This is a genomic window from Aeromonas sp. R7-4, from assembly GCF_040908055.1.
Classification (GTDB): domain Bacteria; phylum Pseudomonadota; class Gammaproteobacteria; order Enterobacterales; family Aeromonadaceae; genus Aeromonas; species Aeromonas sanarellii.
On record NZ_JBFODA010000022.1, the window covers coordinates 96,029 to 120,641 of the forward strand.

Consider the following 24,613-nt stretch of genomic DNA (forward strand, 5'->3'; position numbering starts at 1 on the left):
GTATGCCCCCTCGTGGTGTCAGCCTTTAATGTTGGCAAGAAGCGAAACGTTTTTCCGTAAATTGTGACGAAACGGTAAAAATCAACATTAAATCTCGCCAATGTTCGGTTTGCACTGTTTTTATCACTGTTTTTGCCTTAGTGTCTGGTGTCAGTTTGTCAGGTGGGGATTAGTTTTTTTTGAGCGGCGCCCCGGCGCGCTTGTCATATAATCCGCACCGTTCAAGGAATCACTCCTGCCCGCCCGGGCGGGGACGAGCACAGAGCTTGTGGTCCGTTTTGCCCGACGTGCCGGGGCGGATTGCGAGTGTTGTCGCGAACGCTTAAGGAAACACAGCGATGATCCAGACTACTGTATTGCATCCGAAACACCTGGAAGCGGGTGCCAAGATGGTGGACTTCCACGGTTGGGAGATGCCCATCAACTACGGTTCCCAGTTGGAAGAGCACCACGCGGTGCGCACCGATGCAGGCATGTTCGATGTCTCCCACATGACCATCGTCGATTTGACCGGCGAGCGGGTCAAAGCCTTCCTGCAACACCTGCTGGCCAACGACGTGGCCAAACTCACCGTCCCCGGCAAGGCCCTCTACAGCGGCATGCTCAATCCGGAAGGCGGCGTCATCGATGACCTCATCACCTATTACCTGACCGATGCCTTCTATCGCCTGGTGGTGAACTCCGCCACCCGCGAGAAGGATCTGGCCTGGATCCGCCACCACGCCATCGACTTCGCCGTGAGCGTGACCGAGCGCCCCGAGCTCGCCATGATCGCCGTACAGGGCCCCAACGCCAAGGCCAAGGCGGCCAAGGTGTTCACCCCTGAGCAGAATGCCGCGGTTGAGGGCATGAAGCCCTTCTTCGGCGTGCAGGCCGGGGATCTCTTCATCGCCACCACAGGCTATACCGGTGAAGATGGCTACGAGATAGTGGTGCCCCAGGAGAAGGCGTGCGATCTGTGGCAGTCCCTGCTGGACAACGGCGTGGCCCCCTGCGGCCTGGGTGCACGCGATACCCTGCGCCTGGAAGCGGGCATGAACCTCTACGGCCAGGACATGGACGAGTCAATCTCTCCGCTCGCCGCCAACATGGCCTGGACCCTGGCCTGGGAACCCAGCGATCGCCAGTTTATCGGCCGCGCCGCCCTGGAGGCCCAGAAGGCTGCCGGCAACCAGCCCAAGCTGGTGGGCCTGGTGATGGAGGAGAAGGGCGTGCTGCGCAGCGGCATGCCGGTCACCTTCACCAGCGAGAGCGGCGAAGTGCGTGAAGGGGTGATCACTTCCGGCTCCTTCTCGCCGACCCTGGGTTACAGCATCGCCCTGGCGCGGGTGCCCCGCGATATCGGCGAACAGGCCCAGGTGGAGATCCGCAAGAAGCAGGTCACCGTGAAAGTCACCAAGCCGGCCTTCGTGCGCAACGGCCAGCCCCTGGTGTCATGATTCATTGCGGCGAGGGGCGTCCCTTCGCCGACCCATTTTTGTTGAAGCGATCCAAGAGCATAAAGGAAGCACAAATGAGCCATATCCCGAGCGAACTGAAATATGCCACCTCCCACGAGTGGGTCCGTGTCGAAGCCAACGGCGAAGCCGTGGTCGGTATCACCGAGCACGCCCAGGATCTGCTGGGTGACATGGTGTTCGTCGATCTGCCGGAAGTGGGCAAGCAGGTGAGCGCCGGTGAAGATTGCGCCGTGGCGGAGTCCGTCAAGGCCGCCTCCGACATCTACAGCCCGGTGAGCGGCGAGATCCTGGCCGTCAACGAAGAGCTGGAAGGCAGCCCCGAGCTGGTCAACTCCGACCCCTATGGCGCCGGCTGGCTGTTCCGCATCAAGCTGGACGACGCGGGCGAGCTCGCCAACCTGCTGGATGCCGACGGCTACCAGAACGTGGTGGACGAAGAGTAATGCCCCCGGGCCCTGCCAACACAGCAGGGCCCTCTTGTATGACTGCCATCCTGCGGCCATGGAGGTTGCAGGAAGGGCGCAGCCTCTGCGCCTTCGGGATGCCCTTGCCGCATCCCCCGTCTGCCTGCGGCGGACAGAGAACATGAGTGGAGCCGGTATCTGCCGGCTATCAGGAACATCAGGTCTTGGTTATCAGGCCTTCATACCAGGACTTATTTACCAGGAAATAGGGAAATGACCCAGTCACTGTTTGAACTCGAGCAAAAAACCGATTTCATCCGCCGCCACATCGGCCCGGGTGAGGAAGAGATGCGCGCCCTGCTCGCCACCGTGGGCGCCGAGAGCCTGGACGATCTGATTGAGCAGACGGTCCCCGCCGCCATCCGCCGCCCGGGGCCGCTCGGTATCGGCGCCCCCATGACCGAGGTGGAAGCCCTGGCCAAGCTCAAGGGCTATGCCGCCCAGAACCAGATCGCCAAGAGCTACATCGGCATGGGCTATCACGACACCCATGTACCCCACGTCATCCTGCGCAACGTGCTGGAAAACCCGGGCTGGTACACCGCCTACACCCCCTATCAGCCCGAGCTGGCCCAGGGCCGTCTCGAAGCCCTGCTCAACTTCCAGCAGCTCACCCTGGATCTCACCGGCATGGATCTGGCGAGCGCCTCCCTGCTCGATGAAGCCACCGCCGCCGCCGAAGCCATGGCGCTGGCCAAGCGCATGGCCAAATCCAAGTCCAACCTCTTCTTCGTGGCCGACGACGTGCACCCCCAGGTGATCGACGTGGTCAAGGAGCGCGCGGTGCACTTTGGTTTCGACGTGGTCGTCGGCCCGGCGGGTGAGGCCGTGAGTGAAGAGGTGTTCGGTGCCATGTTCCAGTACCCGTCCACCACCGGCAATGTGACCGATCTGCGTTCCCTCATTGCAGCCGTCCAGGCCCAGAAGGGGCTGGCCTGCGTCGGCGCCGACCTGCTCTCCTTGCTGCTGCTCAAATCCCCGGGTGAACTGGGCGCCGACGTGGTGTTCGGCAGTGCCCAGCGCTTCGGCGTGCCCATGGGTTACGGCGGCCCCCACGCGGCGTTTTTCGCCACCCGCGATGCCTACAAGCGCTCCATGCCGGGCCGCATCATCGGCGTCTCCAAGGATGCCCGCGGCAAGGCCGCCCTTCGCATGGCCATGCAGACCCGCGAGCAGCACATCCGCCGCGAGAAGGCCAACTCCAACATCTGTACCGCCCAGGTGCTGCTGGCCAACATGGCGAGCTTCTACGCCGTCTATCACGGCCCTGTGGGGCTCAAGACCATCGCTTCCCGCGTGCACCGTCTGACCACGATCCTGGCGCTCGGCCTCAAGGCCAAGGGCGTGGCCCTCAAGCACGACAGCTGGTTCGATACCCTCACAGTCCTGACGTCGGACAAGGCGGCGCTGATTGCCAAGGCCGAAGGGCTCGGCATCAACCTGCGCGCGGATCTCGACGGCGCCGTGGGGGTGTCGCTCTCCGAGACCACCACCCGGGGTGACGTGGCCGAGCTGTTCGACCTCTTCCTGGGACAAGGCCACGGCCTGGATGTGGAGGCGCTGGACAAGGCGGCTCAGGGCCACCAGGCCATCCCGCAGGCGCTGCTGCGTACCGACGCCGTGCTGACCCACGAGGTGTTCAACAAGTACCACTCCGAGACCGAGATGCTGCGCTACATCCACCGTCTCGAAGCGAAAGATCTGGCCCTGAACTACGCCATGATCTCCCTCGGCTCCTGCACCATGAAGCTTAACGCCACCGCCGAGATGATCCCGGTGACCTGGCCCGAGTTTGGCAAGCTGCACCCCTTCGCGCCGCTCAAGCAGGCCAGGGGTTACCAGCTGCTGCTGGCAGATCTGGAAGACTGGCTGGTGAAGGTGACCGGCTACGATGCGGTCTGCATGCAGCCGAACTCCGGCGCCCAGGGGGAATACGCGGGCCTGCTCGCCATCAAGAAATACCACGAGTCCCGCGGCGAGGGGCATCGCGATGTCTGTCTCATCCCGGCTTCCGCCCACGGCACCAACCCGGCCTCAGCCCAGATGGCGGGCCTCAAGGTGATCGTCACCGCCTGTGACAAGGCCGGCAACGTGGACTTGGACGACCTGCGCGCCAAGGCTGCCGAGGTGGGGGACCAGCTCTCCTGCCTGATGGTGACCTATCCCTCCACCCACGGGGTGTACGAGGAGACCATCAAGGAGGTGTGCGACATCGTTCACCAGTATGGCGGTCAGGTCTATCTGGACGGCGCCAACATGAACGCGCAGGTCGGGCTGACGGCGCCAGGCTTCATCGGGGCGGACGTCTCCCACCTCAACCTGCACAAGACCTTCGCCATCCCCCACGGCGGTGGCGGTCCGGGCATGGGTCCCATCGGCGTGAAGAAACACCTGGCACCGTTTGTGGCCGGTCACGCCGTGGTCAAGACCGACAAGGAGAGCCGTGACAACGGCGCCGTGTCTGCCGCCCCGTTCGGCTCGGCCAGCATCCTGCCCATCAGCTGGATGTACATCGCCATGCTGGGTGACGAGGGCCTGAAGAAATCCACCCAGGTCGCCATCCTCAACGCCAACTACCTGGCCAAGAAGCTCGGCGAGTCCTTCCCCGTGCTCTATACAGGTCGCAACGGCCGGGTGGCCCACGAGTGCATCCTGGACATCCGTCCGCTCAAGGAGGCCAGTGGCATCAGCGAGATGGACGTGGCCAAGCGCCTGATGGACTACGGCTTCCACGCGCCGACCATGAGCTTCCCGGTGGCGGGGACCCTGATGGTCGAGCCGACCGAATCCGAATCCAAGCGCGAGCTGGATCGCTTCGTGGAAGCCATGACCGCCATCCGCGCCGAGATAGCCAAGGTGCAGGACGGCCACTGGAGCCTCGCCGACAACCCCCTGGTCCATGCGCCGCACACCCAGGATGACGTGATGGATGCAGAGTGGAACCGTGGCTACACCCGCGCCGAGGCGGTCTTCCCGTCCGACGCCGTGCGCGCCAGCAAGCTGTGGCCGTCGGTCAACCGCATCGACGACGTCTACGGCGATCGCAACCTGTTCTGCTCCTGCGTGCCCACCGAGGATTACGCCAAGTAATCGCGGCACCGTGAAGGGCTGACAGCCAATACGCACAAGGCCACCCCCAGGGGTGGCCTTGTTGTTTGTGGCGCCCGCGCAAACGGGCTAGTCGCCCCGGCGCGCCGCCATGGCGGCAATGTCAATCTTGCCCATCTGCATCATGGCCTCGAAGGCGCGCCTCGCTGCCTCGGGGTCGGGATCGCTTATCGCCTCGATGAGGGCCTGGGGGGTGATCTGCCAGGAGATGCCCCACCTGTCCTGGCACCAGCCGCACTTGCTCGCCTGACCGCCGCTCTCGATGATGGCGTGCCAGTAGCGATCCGTCTCGGCCTGGTCCTGGGTGGCCACCTGAAACGAGAAGGCCCAGTTGTGGTTGACCCCGGGCCCGCCGTTGAGGCCGAGGCAGGGGATCCCCATCACGCTGAACTCGACCGTCAGCACGTCCCCTTTCTTGCCGGCGGGATAGTCGGCCGGGGCCCGGTGTACGGCACCGACGGCGGAGTCGGGGAAGGTTCGGGCGTAGAAGTGCGCCGCCTCTTCGGCATCCCCGTCGTACCAGAGGCAGATCCGGTTCTTTGCAGCTTGCGTCATCTCATTTCTCCGTTGAAAACAGCGGGACAGTTGCCGGCCAGGCGTTGCTATTGGGCCGGAGGGGCGGCCGATACGGACGCCGCCTCGGTGGCGTCGACGGCGGCACTCAGGGCCTCGTTGAACTGATCCAGTTGCGCCCTGGCTTGATTGGCCTGCTCCGCCTGGAGTTTTCCGGTGGTTGCCGCCGTGCTGAGCAATTCGCCGCCGCACCCGGTCAACAGGGCAGCGATGAGTGGCAGCAGGTATCTGGATGTCGACATGGATCCCCCGTACGGTCTGGTGGTCAATGGTGTGCGCCTCCCTCGGCGAGGCCGTTCAGGGTTGAGTGTAGTGCCAGAGTGAATAGGGAAGCTCGAAGAGGCGTCAATCTCTTCCGTCTCACTCCGTCATGGGTCAATGCCTCATCACAGGGGCCTCTGCCAGGTTAAAGCCTTGTCCTAGCTTGAATGCCCTGCCCTTGCGGTCTGGCTGTCGCGACCACTCTACCAGTTCCCGATGAGCCCATGCTCAAGGGGGATATCATCAAGGCGCAGTGCATGGCACGCGCCGATGCTGACGGAACTTACCCTGGCCAGGTCCGTTTTTTGTGGCAGTCAAGTGCCCTCATGCGGTTGCCCCGACTCTGGATGTTGGTGCAGGATGCCTTAACGGCATCATGCGACTCGCGTGATCCACCACAAGGAGCGAGCGATGGACAGTACCCAGCGATTCTCGACCCGGGTCGAGGCCTATGTGAAATACCGCCCCGGTTATCCCGCGGCCATGCTGGATTTTCTGGCCCGCGACTTGGCCATGGGGCCCGAGGCCCAGGTGGCCGATATCGGCGCGGGCACCGGCATCCTGACGGCCCTGCTGGCCCCCCGGGTGGCGCGAGTCTGGGCGGTGGAGCCCAATGACGAGATGCGGGCGGCCGCCAGACGGCTGCTGGCGGGTGTGGGCAACGTCGGCTGGTCCCACGGCAGTGCGGAGGCCACCGGCCTGCCGGCGGGCTCGGTGGATCTTGTGACGGTCGCCCAGGCGTTTCACTGGTTCGATCGCACAGCCTTCCGACTGGAGTGCCAGCGCCTGCTCAAACCCGGTGGCCGGATCGCCCTCATCTGGAACGATCGGCTGATGAACACCCCGTTTCTCGAGGCCTACGAGGAGGGGCTGCACGCCTACTCGGGGGACTATGAGGAGGTCAATCATCGCAACCTGGGCGAGGCCGATTTTCGTGCCTTCTTCGAGGGGGAGTATCGGCTCGATCGCTTCGAGAACCAGCAGCTGTTCGATCTCGACGGGGTGCTGGGGCGGCTCAACTCCTCCTCCTATGCCCCAGCCGTCGGCACCCGGGCCCACGATCAGATGACGGCGCTCATCCGCCGTGCGTTTGAGCGCCATGCGGTGAACGGCAAGATAGCGTTCAACTATTGCACCCTGGTCTACAGCGGCCGGGTATAGCGAAGCGCGAGTGGAAGGGGGCGGGAGGACGGCCGGGCCGCCGATCGCCTGCCCCTGTGTCGGCGCTTTTCCTGGCCCGGAGATCAGCGCCGTCGCCCAGGTTTTTCCTTGACCAGAAAACACTCAGCATCTCCCTGTTTTATCAGATAAAACCGCATTTACCCCCCAAATCTGCCTGAATCGTGCTTGAACAAGGCCGCGAAAGGATTCGCCCTCTCGAAAGTGATAACGGCATACTGCGCGCCTTTTGATGGCAGCCCCGTCGGTATCTCGGGCAAGCGAAAAGGGTAATGGGTAGGATCCAGGGTATGTTGACGTTCAGACGCACGCAGAAAAATTTCACCTTCATCACGGGCTATCTCTGGCTGCTGGCCTTGCCGATGCTGCTCGGGATTGGCGGCCTGTTTGCCCTGTCGGTCTACAACCACGGCGTGGTCGTGGAGCAGAAACTGGCCAGCCTGAACGGCATGGCGGTGGTGACGGAAGACAGGATGCTCGACCACCTCGAACAGCTGATGTCCGTCGAGGTCACGGCGGACCTGCTGACCCCAGTGTTCTCCTCGACCGAGGCCAGGCAGGTGTATCGCGAGCGGTGGGGCAACATGGCGGCCCTCGATCCCCTGGTGACCCTGATCTTTCATGCCGATTCGAACGGCTATTTCTTCTCCGGCAGCAAAGAGGCGGACCAGGCCTGGGTCAATGCCAGGGCCAATGTGCGATCCAGAGCCTGGTTCAAGGGGGCGCTGGAGGCCCGGACGTTTTACTGGACCCCGGCCTATCAGGACATCTTGACGGGCGACTACATCCTGACCCTGGCCCATCGTCTGACGGATGGCCGGCAGCAGGGTGAGCAGGGGGAGCGGGTCATCGGCATCGACGTGAACGTTGCACAGTGGTCCAAGATGCTCAGGGACATGCTGTATGGGGACAATGCCGTGAGCCACATGGTGATTGACCGGCGCACCCACCAGATCCTGGTGAGCTCGCAGTCGGCCAACAACGGCCAGATCCTGCAGGCCCCCTGGCTGGCGCGCCTGACGGCGCACTCCGGCTCCTTCTACTCGGACCTGAGCAATGAATATGTGGCCTACGGCACCCTGCCGGACCGGGAGCACTGGATGGCCATCACGGTACAGCCAAGGCGAGACTCGGTCGCCGCCATGGGGGGAGGCCTGGCGCTCGGGCTGCTGGTCATTGCCTGCGCCCTCTTCATCACCATGTCGGCCTTCTTCCGCCTGCGCCTGCTGGTGCTCATCGACAACCTGGCCGGCCGGATCCGTCGACTCGGTGCCGGCTCGCGAGAGGCTCGGCCGGCGAGTGCGCTGCCCGCCTTCCCGGAGATGGCCTTGCTGGATCAGGAGCTGGATCAGGTGTCAGATCACCTGCAAGAGTCGTTTGACCTGGCCCACAGGGACGCACTCACCGGCAGCTACAATCGGCGGTTTCTGGATCAGCGTCTGCGCCAGCTGCACGAGGAGGGGAACAGCTTTGTCCTGGCCCTGGTCGACCTGGACAATTTCAAGCAGCTCAACGACGTCTACGGCCATGCCGGCGGCGATGCGGCGCTGTGCCGTTGTGTCGAGCTGGGACAGACGTTGCTGGGCGAGGGGGTCTTACTGTGCCGCTACGGTGGCGAGGAGCTGGTGGCCCTCTTCGAGCAGCACTCGCTGGCAGAGGCCGAGCGGCTGATGGAGCTGTGGCGCTGCCAGCTCAGCGAGCAGAAATGGCGGGAGAAGGGGATGCGGGTCACCTTCAGCGCCGGTATCGGCACCAGCCAGGGACGATCCCCCGAGGTGCTGATAGCCCTGGTCGACAAGGCGATGTATCAGGCCAAGCGTGCCGGCAAGAACCGCATCCATCGCATCGAGGAGGCATAGGTAGCGAGCGTCTGCCTGCCGCCACCCCGCTCATGACAAGGCCCTCGCCACGGGGGACGAGGGCCTTGTGTCAAGTGGGCGGCCTGCCACATCGGCGCGATGCAGGGCAGACCGTCGCGCGGCGAGCCGGCGACTAGCCCTCGTCGATGCCGAGAATGGCCATGGCCTTGGCCAGGCTATCGACGGATTCCTGATGTTTGCCTGCCTTGTGCAGGCTCTCTCCTTCGGCCCTGAGCTGCTTCACCTCGGCCAGCCGCTCGGCGCTGAGCGCCGGGTTTGTGGCCAGGGCGTCATCGATCTTCTTCATGTCCATGGGACAGTGGAAGGCGAGGGCGCTGGCGGAGAAGAGCAAAGTTGCCAACAACAGCGTGAGTCTCATCTTGACGACCTCCATGATGGGATCCCGTTAAGGATAGCCTCTCAAAAATGGGGGCGGTCGGTTGAAGTGGGCAAGAAACAGACGCTACCATGACCGTTTTACCCCGAGGGGAGGCGTCATGGCACTCACGAGATTGTTCTCACCCCTGACCAGTCTGGTGGTCTTCATCCTGGGTCACGGCCTGTTCAACACCCTGCTGACGGTGCGCCTGTCCGCCGAGCAGGTGTCCGCCCAGGCCATCGGCCTGGTGTCGGCGGCCTACTTCGGTGGCCTGGTGCTGGGGGCCTTCGTCAACGCCCGTCTCATCATACGGGTGGGCCACATCCGGGCCTATGCGGCCTATGCCTCCCTGCTCTGCTTCCTGTTTCTGCTTCACGGCATGGTGGTGGATCCCATCGCCTGGACCGTGCTGCGGTTGGTGGGGGGCTTTGCCACCGGCGGGATCTTCGTGGTGCTGGAGTCCTGGATGCTGGTTTCCAGCACCCCGGCCAACCGGGGACGGCTGATGTCCCTCTACATGATCCTGCTCTATGGCTCCCTGGCGATGGGGCAACAGCTGCTCAAGTGGGTGGACCCCATGGTGCTGACTCCCTTCGCCCTGTGCGCCATGGCGGCGACCCTGTCGGTGGTGCCCCTGGCGATCTCCCGGGTATCGACCCCGGCCATGGTGGCCCCCCAACGGGTCGGGGTGCGGGAGCTGGTGCGCCTCACTCCGGCGGGGATGGGCAGCAGTTTCACCTCGGGCCTGGTGCTCGGTGCCATCTACGGCTTGTTGCCGCTCTATTTTACCGACAGCGGTGCCACTCTCTCGCGGGTGGCGGACATGATGGCGCTGGTGATCCTGGGAGGCATGTGCCTGCAATACCCCATAGGCCGGATGTCCGACCGCCATGACAGGCGGCTGGTGATCCTGCTGCTGTGCAGCGCGCTGACCCTGCTCGCCCTCATGATGGTGCTGCTGCCAGGCGCCTGGCGCGCGCCGATCGAGGGAGGCCTGATCTTTCTGCTGGGGGGCATGGCGTTCTCCATCTACCCCTTGAGCCTCAGCCACGCCTGCGACGAGTTGCGCCCGGATCAGGTGCTGGGGGCCAACCAGGGGCTGCTGCTCGCCTACAGCCTAGGGGCCATGATAGGGCCGCTGCTGGCCCCCTCGGTCATGGGGCTGTTCGGGCCGCAGGGGCTGTTCGTCTACTTCGCCCTGTGCGGCCTGCTGCTCTCGGGTTATCTGGGCTGGCGCAGGCGGCAGCGGGCCCCCATTCCGCTGGCGGAACACCAGGTGTTCATGCCGGTGCCCCCCAACACCCCCATGACGGCGGAGCTGGAGCCGAGAACGGATCTGGCAGGGGAGGCGGTACCCGCGAGTTATGCCACGCCGGAGCCCGCAGCGCCCGAACCAGAGGCGAGCGAACCGGAAGAGGCCAAGTGCTGAGCCTGGCCATTCACCCATAAAAAAACCGACTCCTGGGAGTCGGTTTTTTGTTGGCCTGAAGGAGGTTATCAGGCAGTCATGGCGTCGGCCTGGGTGGCCTGGGCCTCAGGAGCCGGGTTGCGAATGAGGTAATCGAACGCCCCCAGGGCGGCGGTGGCACCGGCCCCCATGGAGATGATGATCTGCTTGAACGGTACTGTGGTGGCATCCCCTGCGGCGTAGACACCGGGCAGGGAGGTGGCGCCCTTGGTGTCGATCTCAATCTCGCCGAAGCGGGTCAGGGCCACCTCGCTCCCTTTCAGGAACTCGGTGTTCGGGACCAGGCCGATCTGGACGAAGATGCCGGCCACGGCGAGGTGCTTGATCTCGCCCGTGGTGCGATCCTCGTAATCCATGCCCACCACCTTGCTGCCGTCACCGATCACTTCTGTGGTGCGGGCGCTCATGATGATGTCGATGTTGCCCATGGAGCGGGCCTTCTTCTGCAGCACGTCGTCGGCGCGCAGGGTATCGGCGAACTCCACTACTGTGACGTGTTCGACGATGCCGGCCAGATCGATGGCCGCCTCGATGCCGGAGTTACCGCCACCGATCACCGCGACCCGCTTGCCCTTGAAGAAGGGGCCGTCGCAGTGGGGGCAATAGGCCACGCCCTTGGTGCGGTATTCCACCTCACCCGGCACGTTTAGGTCACGCCAGCGGGCACCGGTCGCCAGGATCACGGCGCGGCTCTTCAGGGTGGCACCGGAGGCGAGATCCACGTTGACGTAGCCATCCTTGCTGATGGCGGCGGCGCGCTGCTCGGTGATCACTTCCACGCCGTACTGCTTGACGTGCTGCTCCAGGCTGGCGGCGAGCTTGGGGCCTTCGGTGTAGGGCACGGAGATGAAGTTCTCGATGCCGACGGTGTCCATCACCTGGCCGCCGAAGCGCTCGGCGACGATGGCGGTGCGAATGCCTTTACGGGCGGCATAGATGGCTGCCGCGGCGCCGGCCGGGCCACCGCCCACCACCAGCACGTCGTAAGGCGCTTTTTCGCTCAGCTCGGCGGCCTTGCGCTCGGCGGCGCCGGTGTCGAGCTTGGCGACGATCTCTTCGAGGGAGGTACGGCCCTGGCTGAACGGCTGGCCGTTCAGGTAGACGTTCGGGACCGCCATGATCTGGCGCTCGTTCACCTCGTCCTGGAACAGGGCACCGTCGATCATGGTGTGGCTGATGCCCGGGTTCAGGGTGGCCATCAGGTTCAGGGCCTGCACCACGTCCGGGCAGTTGTGACAGGAGAGGGAGATGTAGGTCTCGAAGTGGAACTCACCCTTCAGGTTCCTGACCTGCTCCAGCACGGCCGGATCGGCCTTGGAGGGGTGGCCGCCGCTTTGCAGCAGGGCGAGCACCAGGGAGGTGAATTCATGACCCATTGGAATGCCGGCAAAGTGCACGCGCGGGGCTTGCCCCTGGGGCGCGATGCTCATGGAAGGCTTGCGGGCGGCAGTACCATCGGTCAGGGAAATCTTGGGGGACATCTCGGCTATCTCGGTGGCCAATGCCAGGAGCTCTGCGGATTTGTCGCTGTCGTTGCCGGACACGCTGATCTCGATGGGATTGACGATGTACTGCAGGTAACCGTTGAGTTGTTGTTTGAGGTTGGTATCTAACATGGTCGAATTCCTTCTGGCTGAATGCGGGTCGGCGGTATGGCTGAATACTGAAAAGGCTGTGCCGAAAAGCAGGCCATCACCCTTGAGCTAGGCCGGAAAACAGACCGGCCCTGAAACGGGCCGGTCTTTGGAGCGGGGAGGCTTAGATCTTGCCTACCAGATCCAGGGACGGGGCCAGGGTGGCATCGCCTTCTTGCCATTTGGCCGGGCACACTTCACCCGGGTGGGCGGCAACGTACTGGGCAGCCTTGACCTTGCGCAGCAGTTCCAGAGCGTCACGGCCGATACCGCCGGCGTTGATCTCGACGATCTGGATGACGCCGTTCGGGTCGATGACGAAGGTACCGCGGTCAGCCAGGCCAGCTTCTTCGATCATCACGCCGAAGTTGCGGGTGATGGTGCCGGTCGGGTCGCCGATCATCGGGTACTGGATCTTCTTGATGGTGTCAGAAGTGTCGTGCCAGGCCTTGTGAGTGAAGTGGGTGTCGGTGGAGACAGCGTAGATCTCGACGCCCAGCTTCTTGAAGGCAGCGTAGTTGTCGGCCAGGTCGCCCAGCTCGGTCGGGCAGACGAAGGTGAAGTCAGCCGGGTAGAAGAAGACCACGGACCACTTGCCTTTCAGGTCAGCGTCAGACACCTGAACGAATTTGCCATTGTGGTAGGCGGTAGCGTTGAACGGCTTGATTTCAGTGTTGATGTAGGTAGACATGTATTTGCTCCTTGGTGATGTACATATGCCGGTCTGGTGTTGAAGAGTTGTGCCAGACGAGGCGCTTAACTTTCGATGGAGGCATCATAGGGCTTTTCGCTAATCGGTCAAAGCCACAATTTTGAATCACTTAAATCTATTTATTAGATAGCCCATCCCAACTGTACCTAACATGAATATCTCAAGTCTTCTGAGATAACTCATTGTCGAAGTTCAATTTCTGTCCTGCAGTTCACATTTTCAAGTCCCGGATGGGATCTTGTTTTATGGATGGCATGCATGGGCGTGCCGCAGACGCGGCGGAGAGGGGAAGAACGCGGACAAAAAAATCCCGGCGCGGTCGCGAGGACAGGGCCGGGTCATCAAACAAGGAATGGCGATAAAAATGCTTTACAGCAAAGACTAACTACGGGGTGTGCAAACTTGCGGATATATGAAGAGAAGACGTGGGTGCACAATCCTCATCACCTCTTCGGCAACCATTGCATGGGTCGCATCATAGTGTGATGAGGATCACAAAGCAAGAATATGGTGTAATTTTTCAATCAAACTGAAAGTGTTTCAGTGTTTTAGCCGAAAAATAAGGCTTAAAACGCTTTTATTGTAATTTAATTTCATAAATAAGTGATCAGAAGTCGGTGGGGGGCTCCTGCTCTTCCATCAGCTCCAGCAGGTTGATGGCCACCGCGATGAAGTCAGACTCGGTGACGATGCCGATCAGCTTGCGCCCCTTGAGTACCGGCAGGCAGCCATATTTGTGGCGCTGCAGGTAGAGGGCCGCCTCCTTGATGCCGGCGTGGGGGTCCACGCTCGCCACCTGGCGGGTCATGATCTCGTCGAGCTGGACGCTGTCGGTGAACTCCGCCTCCCGCTCCGGGTTGATCAGCAGCAGCTTGGATTCGCGGGTGGCCAGGATGTCGGAGAGGGTGACCAGTCCCAGCAGATGCTGGTGCTCGTCGACGATGGGGATGTGGCGGATCCGCTCCTGCTGCATCAGCTCCATCGCCTGCTTGACGCTGTTTTCCGGACCCAGGGTGAAGGGGTGTTCGGTCATGATCTCGGAGAGGGTCATCATGGTGGGCCTCCTTGTGTATCTATCTTCACCCTAGCCCAGCCCGGAGGGGCGGAACATGATCGGGGTCAATACAAAAGATTAAAGATTTTTTAACGGGTGTTGCCTCACATAATTGCCCGCTATCCCTTGTCTGCCTTGGGTTTTTGGTCTTTTGGGTTGCCTTGCAAGAGGGGGATAACTAGACTAGCCGCCGATTCCCCCGAGGTGAAAGATGCAAGTATCCGATTTTCATTTTGATCTGCCAGACGAGCTGATTGCCCGCTATCCGATGGCGGAGCGGACCGCCAGCCGCCTGCTGCAGCTCGATGGTCAAACCGGCGCCCTGCGCCACGGTCAATTTGTCGATGTGCTGGACCAGCTCAATCCCGGCGACCTGCTGGTGTTCAACAATACCCGTGTCATCCCGGCGCGGATGTTTGGTCAGAAGGCCAGCGGCGGCAAGCTGGAGGTGCTGGTGGAGCGCATCCTGGACGAGCACAGCGTGCTGGCCCACGTCCGCTCCTCCAAGTCCCCCAAGCCCGGCACCCGCCTGATCCTGGACGGTGGCCCCGATGGGGAGAAGGTGGAGGCCGAGATGCGTGTTCGCCACGACGCCCTGTTCGAGATCCATTTCCTGGATCCGCGCCCCGTGCTGACCATTCTGGAAGCCATCGGCCACATGCCGCTGCCCCCCTACATCGACCGCCCCGACGAGGACGCCGACAAGGAGCGCTACCAGACCGTCTACAACCAGAAGCCGGGTGCCGTGGCGGCGCCGACCGCGGGCCTGCACTTCGACGAGCCGCTGCTCGAGAAGATCCGCGCCAAGGGGGTGGAGCTGGCCTTCGTGACCCTGCACGTGGGGGCGGGCACCTTCCAGCCGGTGCGGGTGGAGAAGATTGAAGATCACCACATGCACTCGGAATACGCCGAGGTGCCCCAGGAGGTGGTGGACGCCATCGCGGCGACCCGTGCGCGCGGTGGCCGCGTGATTGCCGTGGGCACCACCTCGGTACGTTCGCTGGAGAGCGCGGCCAAGGCGACCCTGGCCCAGGGCAAGCCGCTGGCACCCTTCTTCAGCGACACCGACATCTTCATCTTCCCAGGCTACGAGTTTCAGGTGGTCGACGCCATGATCACCAACTTCCACCTGCCCGAATCCACCCTGATCATGCTGGTCAGCGCCTTCGCGGGCTATGACAATGTGATGGCCGCCTATCAGGCCGCCGTGACCGGGCAGTATCGTTTCTTCAGCTACGGGGACGCCATGTTTGTCACCCGTCGCCGGGCGCAAGGTTAAGCCTCGCCCTTCAGAAGCCGTTCAGGGTCTGCTTGTCAGGATCCCGGCCGGCTTCTTTATTACCGGGCCCTCGGGCTCTCCCTTGTCAGACTGTTTCTCTGACTGAATCGAGGTAGCAATGAAATTTGAACTGAAAACCACAGACGGTCGCGCCCGCCGCGGCCAGCTGGTATTCGAGCGCGGCGTGGTCCAGACCCCGGCCTTCATGCCGGTCGGCACTTACGGCACCGTCAAGGGGATGACCCCGGAAGAGGTGCGCGAGACCGGCGCCCAGATCCTGCTCGGCAACACCTTCCACCTCTGGCTGCGCCCGGGGCAGGAAGTGATGCGCGCCCACGGCGACCTGCACGACTTCATGAACTGGCAGGGACCCATCCTGACCGACTCCGGCGGTTTCCAGGTGTTCAGCCTGGGGCACATCCGCAAGATCACCGAGGAGGGGGTGCACTTCCGTCATCCCATCAACGGCGAGAAGATCTTCCTGGACCCCGAGAAGTCCATGGAGATCCAGTACGATCTCGGCTCCGACATCGTGATGATCTTCGACGAGTGCACGCCCTACCCGGCCACCTACGAAGAGGCGCGCAAGTCCATGGAGATGTCCCTGCGCTGGGCCAAGCGCTCCCGCGCCAAGTTCGATGCCCTCGGCAACAAGAACGCCCTGTTCGGCATCATCCAGGGCTCCGTCTACGAGCCGCTGCGGGATGTGTCGCTGGACGGCCTGCTGGAGATCGGCTTCGATGGCTACGCGGTCGGCGGTCTCGCCGTGGGTGAGCCGAAAGAGGACATGCACCGCATCCTCGACCACGTCTGCCCGAAGATCCCGGCCGACAAGCCGCGCTACCTGATGGGGGTGGGCAAGCCGGAGGACCTGGTGGAAGGGGTGCGCCGCGGCATCGACATGTTCGACTGCGTGATGCCGACCCGCAACGCCCGCAACGGCCACCTGTTCACCACGGACGGTGTGGTGAAGATCCGCAACGCCAAGTATCGCGAGGATACCAGCACCCTGGATGCGGACTGCGACTGCTACACCTGCAAGAACTACACCCGCAGCTATCTGTACCATCTGGACAAGTGCAACGAGATCCTCGGTGCCCGTCTGAATACCATCCACAACCTGCGTTATTACCAGCGTGTGATGCAGGGTTTGCGGGACGCGATCGAGCAGGGTAAATTAGACGACTTTGTAACTGAGTTTTACCGTCGGCAAGGGAAGCCTGTGCCTCCACTGGCTGAAAATGACGTGAAATAACAACGACATATAAGTTAGTTATCAAATCTACATCAATAAGAGGTTGTTAAATGAGCATTATCTCCAAGGCGTATGCAGAAGGCGCGGCTCCGGCGGCACAGGGTGGTGGCATGGAAATGATCATCATGCTGGCCGTGTTCGGTCTCATCTTCTACTTCATGATCTACCGTCCCCAGGCCAAACGCGCCAAGGAGCATCGCAACCTGATGAGCTCCCTGACCAAGGGCGACGAAGTGCTCACTTCCGGTGGCCTGGTCGGCAAGATCGCCAAGGTCTCCGCCGACAGCGACTACATTGTGCTGGCCCTGAACGATCAGACCCAGGTCACCATCAAGCGTGACTTCGTCTCTGCCGTTCTGCCCAAGGGTTCTATCCAGTCCCTCTAATCTCCCGAGGAGCACAGCGTGTTAAATCGCTATCCGCTGTGGAAATACCTGATGGTGATCGTGGTGATCGCCATCGGTTTTCTATATGCAGCCCCCAATCTTTACGGCGAAGACCCGGCCCTCCAGGTCTCTGCCAGCCGTGGTGCCGAAGTCAAGCTCGACACCCTTGACTTGGTGAAGGAGACGCTCGAGGCGGCCCGGATCCCGGTCAAGCATGCGGCGTTCGAACACGGCTTCATCCTGATCCGTTTCAACAACACCGAAGACCAGCTCAAGGCCCGCGACATCGTGGCCAACAAGCTGGGGGACAACTTCATCACGGCCCTCAACCTGGCGCCCTCCACCCCGGCCTGGCTCGAAGCCATCGGCGCCGCTCCCCTCAAGCTCGGTCTGGACCTTCGTGGCGGCGTGCACTTCCTGATGGAAGTGGACATGGCCGAGGCGCTGGCCAAGCAGCAGGAGCAGATGGTGCAGGATTTCCGCTCCGAGCTGCGTACCCAGAAGATCCGTTACTCCGGCGTGCGCCGGGTCGGCGATCAGGTGCAGGTGGTGTTCCGTGACGAGGCCGATCAGGCCAAGGCGATCTCCCATCTGCGCCGTCAGAATCCGGATCTTGTCTTCACCGGCGAACAGAAAGGGGATGACTTCATCCTGCTGGCCAGCCTGAGCGAAGCCAAGATCAAGGAAGTGAAGAAGTACGCCCTCGAGCAGAACATCACCATCATCCGCAACCGGGTGAACGAGCTGGGGGTGGCCGAGCCGCTGGTCCAGCAGCAGGGTGCCGAGCGCATCGTGGTGGAGCTGCCGGGGATTCAGGACACCGCCCGTGCCAAGGAGATCCTGGGCGCCACCGCGACCCTGGAGTTCCACATGGTCGACGAGGCCGCCGACATCCAGGCCGCCGCCAGTGGCCGGGTGCCGCCGAGCTCCAAGGTCTACAACGATCGCAACGGACGCCCCGTGGTGCTGCACAAGCGCGTGATCCTGACCGGTGACCACATCGTGGGTGCCCAGTCCGGTTTCGATGAGTACAGCCGCCCCCAGGTCAACATCAAGCTCGATGGCCAGGGTGGCAACAAGATGGCCAACTTTACCAAGGACAACGTCGGCAAGGGCATGGCCACCGTCTTCATCGAGTACAAGCCTGTGGGTCAGCCGGGTCCGGACGGCAAGCGCAAGTTCCGCAAGCAGGAAGAGGTGATCAACGTCGCGACCATCCAGTCGCGCCTGGGCAGCCAGTTCCGCATCACCGGCATCGACAACGCCAACGAAGCCCACAACCTGGCGCTGCTGCTGCGTGCCGGTGCCCTGATCGCCCCGATCCAGATCGTGGAAGAGCGCACCATAGGTCCGAGCCTGGGTCAGCAGAACATCGACAGCGGCATGGAAGCCATCGGCTGGGCCATGCTGGTGATCGTGCTGTTCATGGGGATCTACTACCGTGCCTTCGGCTGGGTCGCCAACCTGGCGCTGACCATGAACCTGGTGCTCATCGTCGGCATCATGTCGATGATCCCGGGGGCCACCATGACCCTGCCGGGCATCGCCGGTATCGTCCTGACGCTGGGCATGGCGGTGGATGCGAACGTGTTGATCTACGAGCGCATTCGTGAAGAGATCCGCAACGGTCGCGGGGTGCAGCAAGCCATTCACATGGGCTTTGACCGCGCCTTCTCGACCATCGCCGACTCGAACGTCACCTCGCTCATCACCTGCGTGATCCTGTTCGGTATCGGCACCGGCGCCATCAAGGGCTTCGCCCTGACGCTCGGGATCGGTCTGACCGCCTCCATGTTTACCGCCATCACGGTATCCCGCGCCATCATCAACCTGGCCTGGGGCGGACGGCGCATCGACAAGCTGCCGATCTAAGGAAGAGACATGTTTCAAATTCTGCATTTTGAAAAGCCCATCCCCTTCATGCGCTTCGCCAAGCTGGGTATGGTCTTCTCTGCGCTGGTGACGGTGTTCGCCCTCTACATCCTGTTCGATCGCGGCCTGAACTGGGGCCTGGACTTCACCGGTGGCACCACCATAGAGGTGGGGTTCCAGCAGTCGGTGAGCCTGGACAAGATGCACGAGGCGCTGGATCAGCAGAAGATTGAGGGGGCGACCCTGCAATTCTTCGGCTCCAGCCGCGACGTGCTGGTGCGCATGGCCCCGAAAGAGGGGATCAAGGTGGAGCAGCAGGGCAACGAGGTGCTGGCGGCGGCCAAGCTCATCGACCAGGACGCCGTGCTCAAGCGCGTCGAGTTCGTCGGCCCCTCCGTGGGTGACGAGCTGGCGACCGACGGTGCCCTGGCCATGCTGGCCTCCATCCTCTGTATCCTGATCTACGTGGCGGTGCGCTTCGAGTGGCGTCTGGCCACGGGGGGCATCCTCTCCCTGGCCCACGACGTCATCATCACCCTCGGCATCTTCGCCTACTTCCAGTACGAGTTCGATCTGACCGTGCTGGCGGCGCTGATGACGCTGGTGGGTTACTCCCTGAACGACACCATAGTGGTGTTCGACCGGGTGCGGGAGAATTTCCGCAAGGTACGCCGCGGGGATACCGCCGAAATCATGGATCTCTCCATGACCGAGACCCTGAGCCGGACCATCATCACCTCCGGTCTGACCTTCGTGGTGGTGGTGGCGCTCTTGCTCAAGGGCGGGCCGCTCATCCACGGTTTCTCCATCGCCATGGTGATCGGGGTGGCCTTCGGGACCTACTCCTCCATCTATGTGGCGAGCGCCTCCGCCATGTACCTCGGGGTCAAGCGGGAGCACATGCTGCCGACCCAGGTGGAAAAAGAGGGGGCGGATCAGCAAGAGATCCTGCCGTAACAGACAAGGGCGCCGCAAGGCGCCCTTTCTCTTATGGCCGGACTGCGCCATGATGCTCTCACCATGAGCAAGATGAGTGGCATCAATCAACACAAGGAGCAAGGCATGCAGCACAATCCCCGTTTTCTGGCACTGGTCGAGGCCATCCGCCCCCGGGTCAAGGAGACAGACGTGCACCAGATCAAGCGCTGGCAGGACGAGGGCCGCGCCTTTCACCTCGTCGACGTGCGCGAGGAGAGCGAATGGGCCAGGGGCCATCTGCCGGGGGCCGAGTACCTTGGCCGCGGGGTGATAGAGCGGGACATAGAGACGCGCTATCCGGACCCTGACACCGAGCTCTACCTCTATTGTGGTGGGGGATTTCGCTCCATTCTGGTGGCGGAAAACCTGCAGAAGATGGGGTATTCCCGGGTCGTCAGCGTCGATGGAGGCTTTCGTGGCTGGAGCGAGGCCGGATACCCTGTCGAATCCTGATTTATTTGAGGGATAGGGGTTGCGCCACATGACAAACGGCCCCGTGATCTTTACCATATGCGGGGTCAAGCGTAAGCGTCGGAGTGTTCATTGAACGTCAGGATAGGGATTGGATACCTCACGGGTATCCTGTTGTTGCTCCCCATGTGGGGTTGCAGCAGTAGCAGTCAGGTACAAGCGCCTCAAGTTCCCAAGCCGCAACCCGCTTCACTGGTATTGGCGACCCCCTTGCAGGTCTCCTACCAGAGCGAGTTGGCGCTGGCGCGACTCGGGCAGATGCTCAGTGAAATGGAATTGACGACAGAACAGCGGGCCGAACTCTTCTATGAGCGCGCCGTGGTGTTTGACCGGGTGGGCCTGCGCTCCCTCGCACGGCTCGACTTCAACCGCGCCCTGCGGGAGAAGCCCGACTTTGCCGAGGCCTACAACTTCATCGGCGTCTATCTGGTGCAGCAGCAGAACTATGACGAGGCCTACGAGGCGTTCGACTCGGCGCTGGAGCTGGCCCCGGATTACGACTACGCCTATCTGAACCGGGGGATCGCCCTCTATTACGGCAACCGCCCCGAGCTGGCCACGGCCGACATGAAGCGCTTCTACGAGGCGCAGCCGGAAGATCCCTACCGGGTGCTCTGGCTCTACCTGGCCGAGCAGAAGCTCAACGGGCCGGCGGCCATGAGCAGGATGCGCGAGCGGCTCAACAAATATGACGACGACGCCTGGAATTGGGATCTGGTGCGCCTCTATACCGGCGAGATCAATGCCACCCAGTTGATGAGCAACGTGGTGAAGGGGGTCAAGGACAACCGGGAGCTTGCCGAGCGCCTGTGCGAGACCTACTTCTACCTGGGCAAGTTCGAGCTGGCCAAGGGCAACCGCAAGGAGGCCATCAGCTACTTCAAGCTGGCGCTCGCCAACAACGTCTATGACTTCATCGAGCACCGCTATGCCCTGTTGGAGCTGGAGCTGATGGCGCGCAAGCCCCTGCCGCCGGGTGCCCAGGGCAAGAGCGGCAAGGCGTGATACATCTGTCACCCCTGTGAAAAAGGCCTCATTGCGAGGCCTTTTTGCTGTCTGCGGTCTGGGCGCCGGTTTATTCCACCAGGCTCATGCCCGGGATCTGGCGCCAGTAGCCGTTGCAGTCCCGCTCCTGCTGCAGGGGAAGCGGTGCCTGGCCGTGCTGATTGGCCTTGAAGCGGGCCAGCATCTCCAGGGTCTCCATCCCCTCGGGGGAGAGACGCACCACGTCCACCAGGCCGTCCATGCCCGCAAGCTCGTTGCCGAGGTTGTAGCAGTAGCCGGACTGGGTCTGGATGCCGTTGAGGTTGAACACCTTCTGCCCCTCGCGGCTGTTGGCCAGCCGGCCGGTGGGGTAGTGGATGCAGGCGAGCTCGCAGTTGTCCTTGGGCTTGTCGAGGGAGCGGGCGGTGAAGCAGCGCGCCGAGTAGGCGAGCGGCAGGTGGCCGTAGGCGAATACCTCCACCTCGAACTGCTGGCGCTCCTTGCCCAGATCCTGCGCAAGCTGCACCAGCCAGTCCCGGGAGAGTTCCACCGGCATCACCCAGCGCTGCATGCCATTTTTAAGCAGCAGGCGCAGCACCTCGGCGTTGTAGGCGTTGATGGCCGGGCCGCAGACGAACGGCAGGCCGGCTTCACGGGCGAGCTGGACTGTGCCGAGATCGTTGGCCTCGATCAGCAAGGAGCCGTTGTCCACCAGTCGCTTGACCTCCCTGAGCTCCGACGGGGCCGAGATCAGCGCCAGGGTGGAGAGCACCGTCTGCTTGCCCGAACTCGCCACCTGGCGAGCCAGGGCAATCCAGTCATCCACCTTGAGTTCGCGGCGCTTGCTGCACACCGTCTCCCCCAGATAGACGATGTCGGCCTGGCTCTGGGCCGCGGCCTCGTAGAAGGCCTGGGTGTCGGCCTTGGGCCAGTAGAAGAGCAGGGGGCCGAGAGAGAATTTCATGGGCAGGGCTCCTTATTGCCACTGGCGATGGTAGGCGCCGAGGGTGGTCTGACTCCCCTCGGAGACGCGGGCGAGCTGGGCATCCCACTCGCCCTTGACCTGGTAGGCGTCCGGGTTGGCCTGATAGGCGTCGATGGCGGCGCGCCAGACCCGGGTTACCTGCTCCACGTAGGCGGGGCTGCGTTGGCGCCCCTCTATCTTGACCGACTGGATCCCGGTCTGGCACAGCTCGGGCAAGAGGCCGAGGGTGTTGAGGCTGGTGGGCTCCTCCAGGGCGTGATAGGTCTGGCCATCCACCTCGAAACGCCCCTTGCACAAAGTCGGGTAGCCGGCGTTCTCGCCCCGGCCGTAGCGATCGATCAGCACCTCGTTGAGCCGCGACTCGAGACCCTCATGGGTCTCATTCCAGCGCACGAACTTGGCGGGGGAGCAGGCGCCGACGGTATTGGGGCTCTCACCCGTCATGTAGGAGGAGAGGTAGCAGCGCCCCTCCGCCATGATGCAGAGGCTGCCGAAGGCGAAGACCTCAAGGCCGACGTCGGTCTCGCGGGCGAGCTGCCTGACCTGGTGCATGGAGAGCACCCGCGGCAACACCACCCGGCCGACGTTGAAATGCTGCTGGTAGAAGCGGATGGCGGCGGCATTGGTGGCGCTGGCCTGGACCGAGACATGCAGCTCCATGTCGGGATGGCGGCGGCTGGCGTAATCGAGCACGGCGAGATCGGCGATGATCAGGGCATCGGCGCCCAGCGCGGCGCCCTTGTCCACCGCCTGTTTCCAGCGGGCGTCGGAGCCCGGGTGGGCGAAGGTGTTGATGGCGATGTGCAGCTTGCGGCCATGCTGGTGCACGTAGTCGACCGCTTTTTCCAGCTTGCTGTCGGTGAAGTTGAGACCGGCGAAGTGGCGGGCATTGGTGTCATCCTTGAAGCCGATATAGACGGCATCGGCCCCGTTATCCACGGCTGTCTTCAGTGCCGGCAGGCTGCCTGCCGGGCAGAGTAATTCCATCGGGTACGCTCCGAGAGGGCAAAAATGCAAAAGTGGCCCGATTGTATTCATGCTTGCGTCCCCACTTTTTGACCTGAGGCAGCTTTAGGTGGCTTTACCCTTCTCGAGGTAAGTGGGCACAAGTTTGATTTTCAACAGGATCTTGATGAAGGGGCTGTGCTTGAATGCGCAAAAAAAACTGGGAGTTTATCGTGTTTCAACAACTGCAACGCCACCTGGTCGAACAGGCCCCCCGTCTCTTGCGCCGCCCCCTCAGGCTGGTGCCCTTCACCCTGCAGCAGAACCTGATGGAAGCCCTGCTGGCACAGGTTTTCAGAGAGGCCATTGCGGATGGGGACTTCGCGTTCCTGGCGGGCAAGTGGCTCAAGGTCGAGGTGACGGATCTCGATCTCTGCTGGTTTATCAGCGAATGGGACGGGAAGCTGGTGGTGGCTCGCCAGTGCGAGCGACCCCATGTCTGCTTCAGTGGCAATAGCCAGGATCTCATCCTGATTGCCGGACGCAAGGAAGACCCCGATTCCCTCTTCTTCCAGCGCAGGCTGAAGATCGAGGGGGATACCGAGCTGGGTCTGGAGGTGAAAAACCTGATGGACAGCCTGGATCTCGACGGGCTGGGGTTGATGAAGTATCCCCTGATGGATCTGGCGAGCCTGATAGAGCGCGTCCGTGCCGACGGACAATCAGTGCGGGAGCCGGCGCCTGCGGTCTGAGCCGCGTTTCAGTTGCCTGGCCAGGCCTCTGGCATGGTGGCGGTGAAGGCGCCGTGCCCACAGACAGCGGCAGCCCCAGAGGCAGGGAAGCAGTGCCAGCAGCGGCGTGGTGTCCGGCAGGCGCAGCAGCGTCAGTCCCAGCGCCAGCCACAGAAAGGGCTGCGCCTCATAGAACCATTCTGGTTGCAGCCAGCGCTTGGCCGGAAAGATGACCAGATCGGTGCGCCTGTAATTGGATCGCATCATCCAGATGAGAGCCCCCACCACGAAGAGCAGGGCGGCCGCGAGCCAGAGCAGGGGAGAGTGGGCCAAGAGCCAGAGCAGGGCGGCCAGAAGCAGATAAGCCTGCGGCAACTGTTCGTAGATCCAGGGAGGAAGCATGGGCGGGCTCCGTGACTGCGGCTCCATCCTGTTAAGGTTAGCCCGTGGGATCTCCTCTCTAAGGCCGGTTGGTTATACGAAGAGCCTTTTTTGTTCTGAAATGCAGGGCCAGAAGCGGTGCCAAAATAGCGATTGGTTATGTTACAATTGCGCGCCATTTTTGACTGAAGATTG

At 62.5% G+C, this 24,613-nt stretch carries 23 protein-coding genes; 14 read left to right on the top strand and 9 right to left on the bottom strand.

Features of this window, described 5'->3' with window-relative positions; all coding sequences use genetic code 11:
- The first annotated feature begins 338 nt into the window (after positions 1-338).
- From gcvT to gcvP, 3 genes are all read left to right on the top strand, one after another.
- Positions 339-1,439, top strand: coding sequence for a glycine cleavage system aminomethyltransferase GcvT (gene gcvT / locus AB5Y72_RS04235; RefSeq protein WP_368198626.1), 1,101 nt, complete (start codon positions 339-341; stop codon positions 1,437-1,439).
- Positions 1,440-1,513: 74 nt separating this feature from the next.
- Positions 1,514-1,903, top strand: coding sequence for a glycine cleavage system protein GcvH (gene gcvH, locus AB5Y72_RS04240; protein ID WP_042076214.1), 390 nt, complete (start codon positions 1,514-1,516; stop codon positions 1,901-1,903).
- A 234-nt stretch (positions 1,904-2,137) separates the two neighbouring features.
- Positions 2,138-5,014, top strand: a complete 2,877-nt coding sequence (gcvP, locus tag AB5Y72_RS04245; protein WP_368198627.1) for an aminomethyl-transferring glycine dehydrogenase — start codon at positions 2,138-2,140, stop codon at positions 5,012-5,014.
- Between the two features lie 87 nt (positions 5,015-5,101).
- Here gcvP and AB5Y72_RS04250 read toward each other — a convergent pair whose 3' ends face one another.
- Positions 5,102-5,587, bottom strand: a complete 486-nt coding sequence (locus AB5Y72_RS04250) for a VOC family protein (RefSeq protein WP_368198628.1) — start codon at positions 5,585-5,587, stop codon at positions 5,102-5,104.
- A 47-nt stretch (positions 5,588-5,634) separates the two neighbouring features.
- A complete protein-coding gene (locus AB5Y72_RS04255; RefSeq protein WP_157005364.1) occupies positions 5,635-5,847 on the bottom strand; it encodes a hypothetical protein in 213 nt (70 codons plus the stop codon).
- A 430-nt stretch (positions 5,848-6,277) separates the two neighbouring features.
- On the opposite strand from AB5Y72_RS04255, the gene AB5Y72_RS04260 reads away from it, so the two are divergent.
- Entirely contained in the window at positions 6,278-7,027 is a 750-nt protein-coding gene (locus AB5Y72_RS04260) for a class I SAM-dependent methyltransferase (RefSeq protein ID WP_368198629.1), read from the top strand.
- Positions 7,028-7,335: 308 nt separating this feature from the next.
- Positions 7,336-8,904 (top strand): diguanylate cyclase, encoded by a 1,569-nt coding sequence (locus AB5Y72_RS04265; RefSeq protein WP_368198630.1) that lies wholly within the window; start codon positions 7,336-7,338, stop codon positions 8,902-8,904.
- 133 nt (positions 8,905-9,037) lie between these two features.
- On the opposite strand, the gene AB5Y72_RS04270 is transcribed toward AB5Y72_RS04265, so the two are convergent.
- Positions 9,038-9,283 carry a hypothetical protein gene (locus AB5Y72_RS04270; RefSeq protein ID WP_042076661.1) on the bottom strand — a complete coding sequence of 82 codons (246 nt, stop codon included), beginning with the start codon at positions 9,281-9,283 and terminating at the stop codon, positions 9,038-9,040.
- 118 nt (positions 9,284-9,401) lie between these two features.
- Between AB5Y72_RS04270 and AB5Y72_RS04275 the strand changes: the two genes are divergently transcribed.
- Entirely contained in the window at positions 9,402-10,712 is a 1,311-nt protein-coding gene (locus AB5Y72_RS04275) for an MFS transporter (protein ID WP_325782960.1), read from the top strand.
- A gap of 68 nt (positions 10,713-10,780) precedes the next feature.
- On the opposite strand, the gene ahpF is transcribed toward AB5Y72_RS04275, so the two are convergent.
- From ahpF to AB5Y72_RS04290, 3 genes are all read right to left on the bottom strand, one after another.
- Positions 10,781-12,367 carry an alkyl hydroperoxide reductase subunit F gene (gene ahpF / locus AB5Y72_RS04280; RefSeq protein WP_325782959.1) on the bottom strand — a complete coding sequence of 529 codons (1,587 nt, stop codon included), beginning with the start codon at positions 12,365-12,367 and terminating at the stop codon, positions 10,781-10,783.
- A 142-nt stretch (positions 12,368-12,509) separates the two neighbouring features.
- Positions 12,510-13,076, bottom strand: coding sequence for an alkyl hydroperoxide reductase subunit C (gene ahpC, locus AB5Y72_RS04285; protein ID WP_042076637.1), 567 nt, complete (start codon positions 13,074-13,076; stop codon positions 12,510-12,512).
- A gap of 628 nt (positions 13,077-13,704) precedes the next feature.
- On the bottom strand, positions 13,705-14,151 hold the full coding sequence (locus tag AB5Y72_RS04290; RefSeq protein ID WP_042076634.1) for a CBS domain-containing protein: 447 nt from the start codon (positions 14,149-14,151) through the stop codon (positions 13,705-13,707).
- A 211-nt stretch (positions 14,152-14,362) separates the two neighbouring features.
- Here AB5Y72_RS04290 and queA point away from each other — a divergent pair, with 211 nt between their 5' ends.
- The 7 genes from queA to nlpI all read left to right on the top strand — a co-directional run bounded on the left by queA (position 14,363) and on the right by nlpI (position 21,397).
- On the top strand, positions 14,363-15,430 hold the full coding sequence (gene queA / locus AB5Y72_RS04295) for a tRNA preQ1(34) S-adenosylmethionine ribosyltransferase-isomerase QueA (protein WP_209792697.1): 1,068 nt from the start codon (positions 14,363-14,365) through the stop codon (positions 15,428-15,430).
- A gap of 118 nt (positions 15,431-15,548) precedes the next feature.
- Positions 15,549-16,685: a tRNA guanosine(34) transglycosylase Tgt gene (tgt, locus tag AB5Y72_RS04300; protein ID WP_042076631.1), complete on the top strand. Its 1,137-nt coding sequence runs from the start codon at positions 15,549-15,551 to the stop codon at positions 16,683-16,685.
- Between the two features lie 50 nt (positions 16,686-16,735).
- Positions 16,736-17,071 (top strand): preprotein translocase subunit YajC, encoded by a 336-nt coding sequence (gene yajC, locus AB5Y72_RS04305; protein WP_042076628.1) that lies wholly within the window; start codon positions 16,736-16,738, stop codon positions 17,069-17,071.
- A gap of 18 nt (positions 17,072-17,089) precedes the next feature.
- Positions 17,090-18,943, top strand: a complete 1,854-nt coding sequence (gene secD / locus AB5Y72_RS04310; protein ID WP_042076627.1) for a protein translocase subunit SecD — start codon at positions 17,090-17,092, stop codon at positions 18,941-18,943.
- A gap of 9 nt (positions 18,944-18,952) precedes the next feature.
- The gene (gene secF / locus AB5Y72_RS04315) at positions 18,953-19,900 is read left to right on the top strand and encodes a protein translocase subunit SecF (RefSeq protein WP_042076626.1); all 948 of its coding nucleotides are present in this window, start codon (positions 18,953-18,955) and stop codon (positions 19,898-19,900) included.
- Between the two features lie 105 nt (positions 19,901-20,005).
- On the top strand, positions 20,006-20,374 hold the full coding sequence (locus AB5Y72_RS04320; protein WP_042076660.1) for a rhodanese-like domain-containing protein: 369 nt from the start codon (positions 20,006-20,008) through the stop codon (positions 20,372-20,374).
- Between the two features lie 90 nt (positions 20,375-20,464).
- Positions 20,465-21,397, top strand: coding sequence for a lipoprotein NlpI (gene nlpI / locus AB5Y72_RS04325; RefSeq protein ID WP_280136285.1), 933 nt, complete (start codon positions 20,465-20,467; stop codon positions 21,395-21,397).
- A 70-nt stretch (positions 21,398-21,467) separates the two neighbouring features.
- Here the strand turns inward: nlpI and AB5Y72_RS04330 are convergent, their stop codons facing one another.
- Positions 21,468-22,340, bottom strand: a complete 873-nt coding sequence (locus AB5Y72_RS04330) for a U32 family peptidase (protein ID WP_325782957.1) — start codon at positions 22,338-22,340, stop codon at positions 21,468-21,470.
- Positions 22,341-22,352: 12 nt separating this feature from the next.
- Positions 22,353-23,348: a peptidase U32 family protein gene (locus tag AB5Y72_RS04335; RefSeq protein WP_325782956.1), complete on the bottom strand. Its 996-nt coding sequence runs from the start codon at positions 23,346-23,348 to the stop codon at positions 22,353-22,355.
- 164 nt (positions 23,349-23,512) lie between these two features.
- Here AB5Y72_RS04335 and AB5Y72_RS04340 point away from each other — a divergent pair, with 164 nt between their 5' ends.
- Positions 23,513-24,058, top strand: a complete 546-nt coding sequence (locus AB5Y72_RS04340) for an SCP2 domain-containing protein (RefSeq protein WP_368198631.1) — start codon at positions 23,513-23,515, stop codon at positions 24,056-24,058.
- Here AB5Y72_RS04340 and AB5Y72_RS04345 read toward each other — a convergent pair.
- Entirely contained in the window at positions 24,029-24,439 is a 411-nt protein-coding gene (locus AB5Y72_RS04345; RefSeq protein WP_042076619.1) for a hypothetical protein, read from the bottom strand. The genes AB5Y72_RS04340 and AB5Y72_RS04345 overlap by 30 nt on opposite strands.
- Between the last annotated feature and the right edge of the window lie 174 nt (positions 24,440-24,613).

Excerpts from the sequence above, each read along its gene's own strand:
- gcvT (WP_368198626.1), top strand. The coding sequence starts at position 339 with ATGATCCAGACTACTGTATTGCATCCGAAACACCTGGAAGCGGGTGCC.
- AB5Y72_RS04340 (WP_368198631.1), top strand. The coding sequence starts at position 23,513 with ATGCGCAAAAAAAACTGGGAGTTTATCGTGTTTCAACAACTGCAACGC.
- AB5Y72_RS04335 (WP_325782956.1), bottom strand. The coding sequence starts at position 23,348 with ATGGAATTACTCTGCCCGGCAGGCAGCCTGCCGGCACTGAAGACAGCC.
- AB5Y72_RS04275 (WP_325782960.1), top strand. The coding sequence starts at position 9,402 with ATGGCACTCACGAGATTGTTCTCACCCCTGACCAGTCTGGTGGTCTTC.
- AB5Y72_RS04260 (WP_368198629.1), top strand. The coding sequence starts at position 6,278 with ATGGACAGTACCCAGCGATTCTCGACCCGGGTCGAGGCCTATGTGAAA.
- AB5Y72_RS04320 (WP_042076660.1), top strand. The coding sequence starts at position 20,006 with ATGCAGCACAATCCCCGTTTTCTGGCACTGGTCGAGGCCATCCGCCCC.
- secF (WP_042076626.1), top strand. The coding sequence starts at position 18,953 with ATGTTTCAAATTCTGCATTTTGAAAAGCCCATCCCCTTCATGCGCTTC.
- queA (WP_209792697.1), top strand. The coding sequence starts at position 14,363 with ATGCAAGTATCCGATTTTCATTTTGATCTGCCAGACGAGCTGATTGCC.
- ahpC (WP_042076637.1), bottom strand. The coding sequence starts at position 13,076 with ATGTCTACCTACATCAACACTGAAATCAAGCCGTTCAACGCTACCGCC.
- AB5Y72_RS04255 (WP_157005364.1), bottom strand. The coding sequence starts at position 5,847 with ATGTCGACATCCAGATACCTGCTGCCACTCATCGCTGCCCTGTTGACC.
- AB5Y72_RS04330 (WP_325782957.1), bottom strand. The coding sequence starts at position 22,340 with ATGAAATTCTCTCTCGGCCCCCTGCTCTTCTACTGGCCCAAGGCCGAC.
- AB5Y72_RS04265 (WP_368198630.1), top strand. The coding sequence starts at position 7,336 with ATGTTGACGTTCAGACGCACGCAGAAAAATTTCACCTTCATCACGGGC.
- tgt (WP_042076631.1), top strand. The coding sequence starts at position 15,549 with ATGAAATTTGAACTGAAAACCACAGACGGTCGCGCCCGCCGCGGCCAG.
- yajC (WP_042076628.1), top strand. The coding sequence starts at position 16,736 with ATGAGCATTATCTCCAAGGCGTATGCAGAAGGCGCGGCTCCGGCGGCA.
- AB5Y72_RS04290 (WP_042076634.1), bottom strand. The coding sequence starts at position 14,151 with ATGATGACCCTCTCCGAGATCATGACCGAACACCCCTTCACCCTGGGT.
- AB5Y72_RS04270 (WP_042076661.1), bottom strand. The coding sequence starts at position 9,283 with ATGAGACTCACGCTGTTGTTGGCAACTTTGCTCTTCTCCGCCAGCGCC.
- gcvP (WP_368198627.1), top strand. The coding sequence starts at position 2,138 with ATGACCCAGTCACTGTTTGAACTCGAGCAAAAAACCGATTTCATCCGC.
- AB5Y72_RS04250 (WP_368198628.1), bottom strand. The coding sequence starts at position 5,587 with ATGACGCAAGCTGCAAAGAACCGGATCTGCCTCTGGTACGACGGGGAT.
- AB5Y72_RS04345 (WP_042076619.1), bottom strand. The coding sequence starts at position 24,439 with ATGCTTCCTCCCTGGATCTACGAACAGTTGCCGCAGGCTTATCTGCTT.
- gcvH (WP_042076214.1), top strand. The coding sequence starts at position 1,514 with ATGAGCCATATCCCGAGCGAACTGAAATATGCCACCTCCCACGAGTGG.
- ahpF (WP_325782959.1), bottom strand. The coding sequence starts at position 12,367 with ATGTTAGATACCAACCTCAAACAACAACTCAACGGTTACCTGCAGTAC.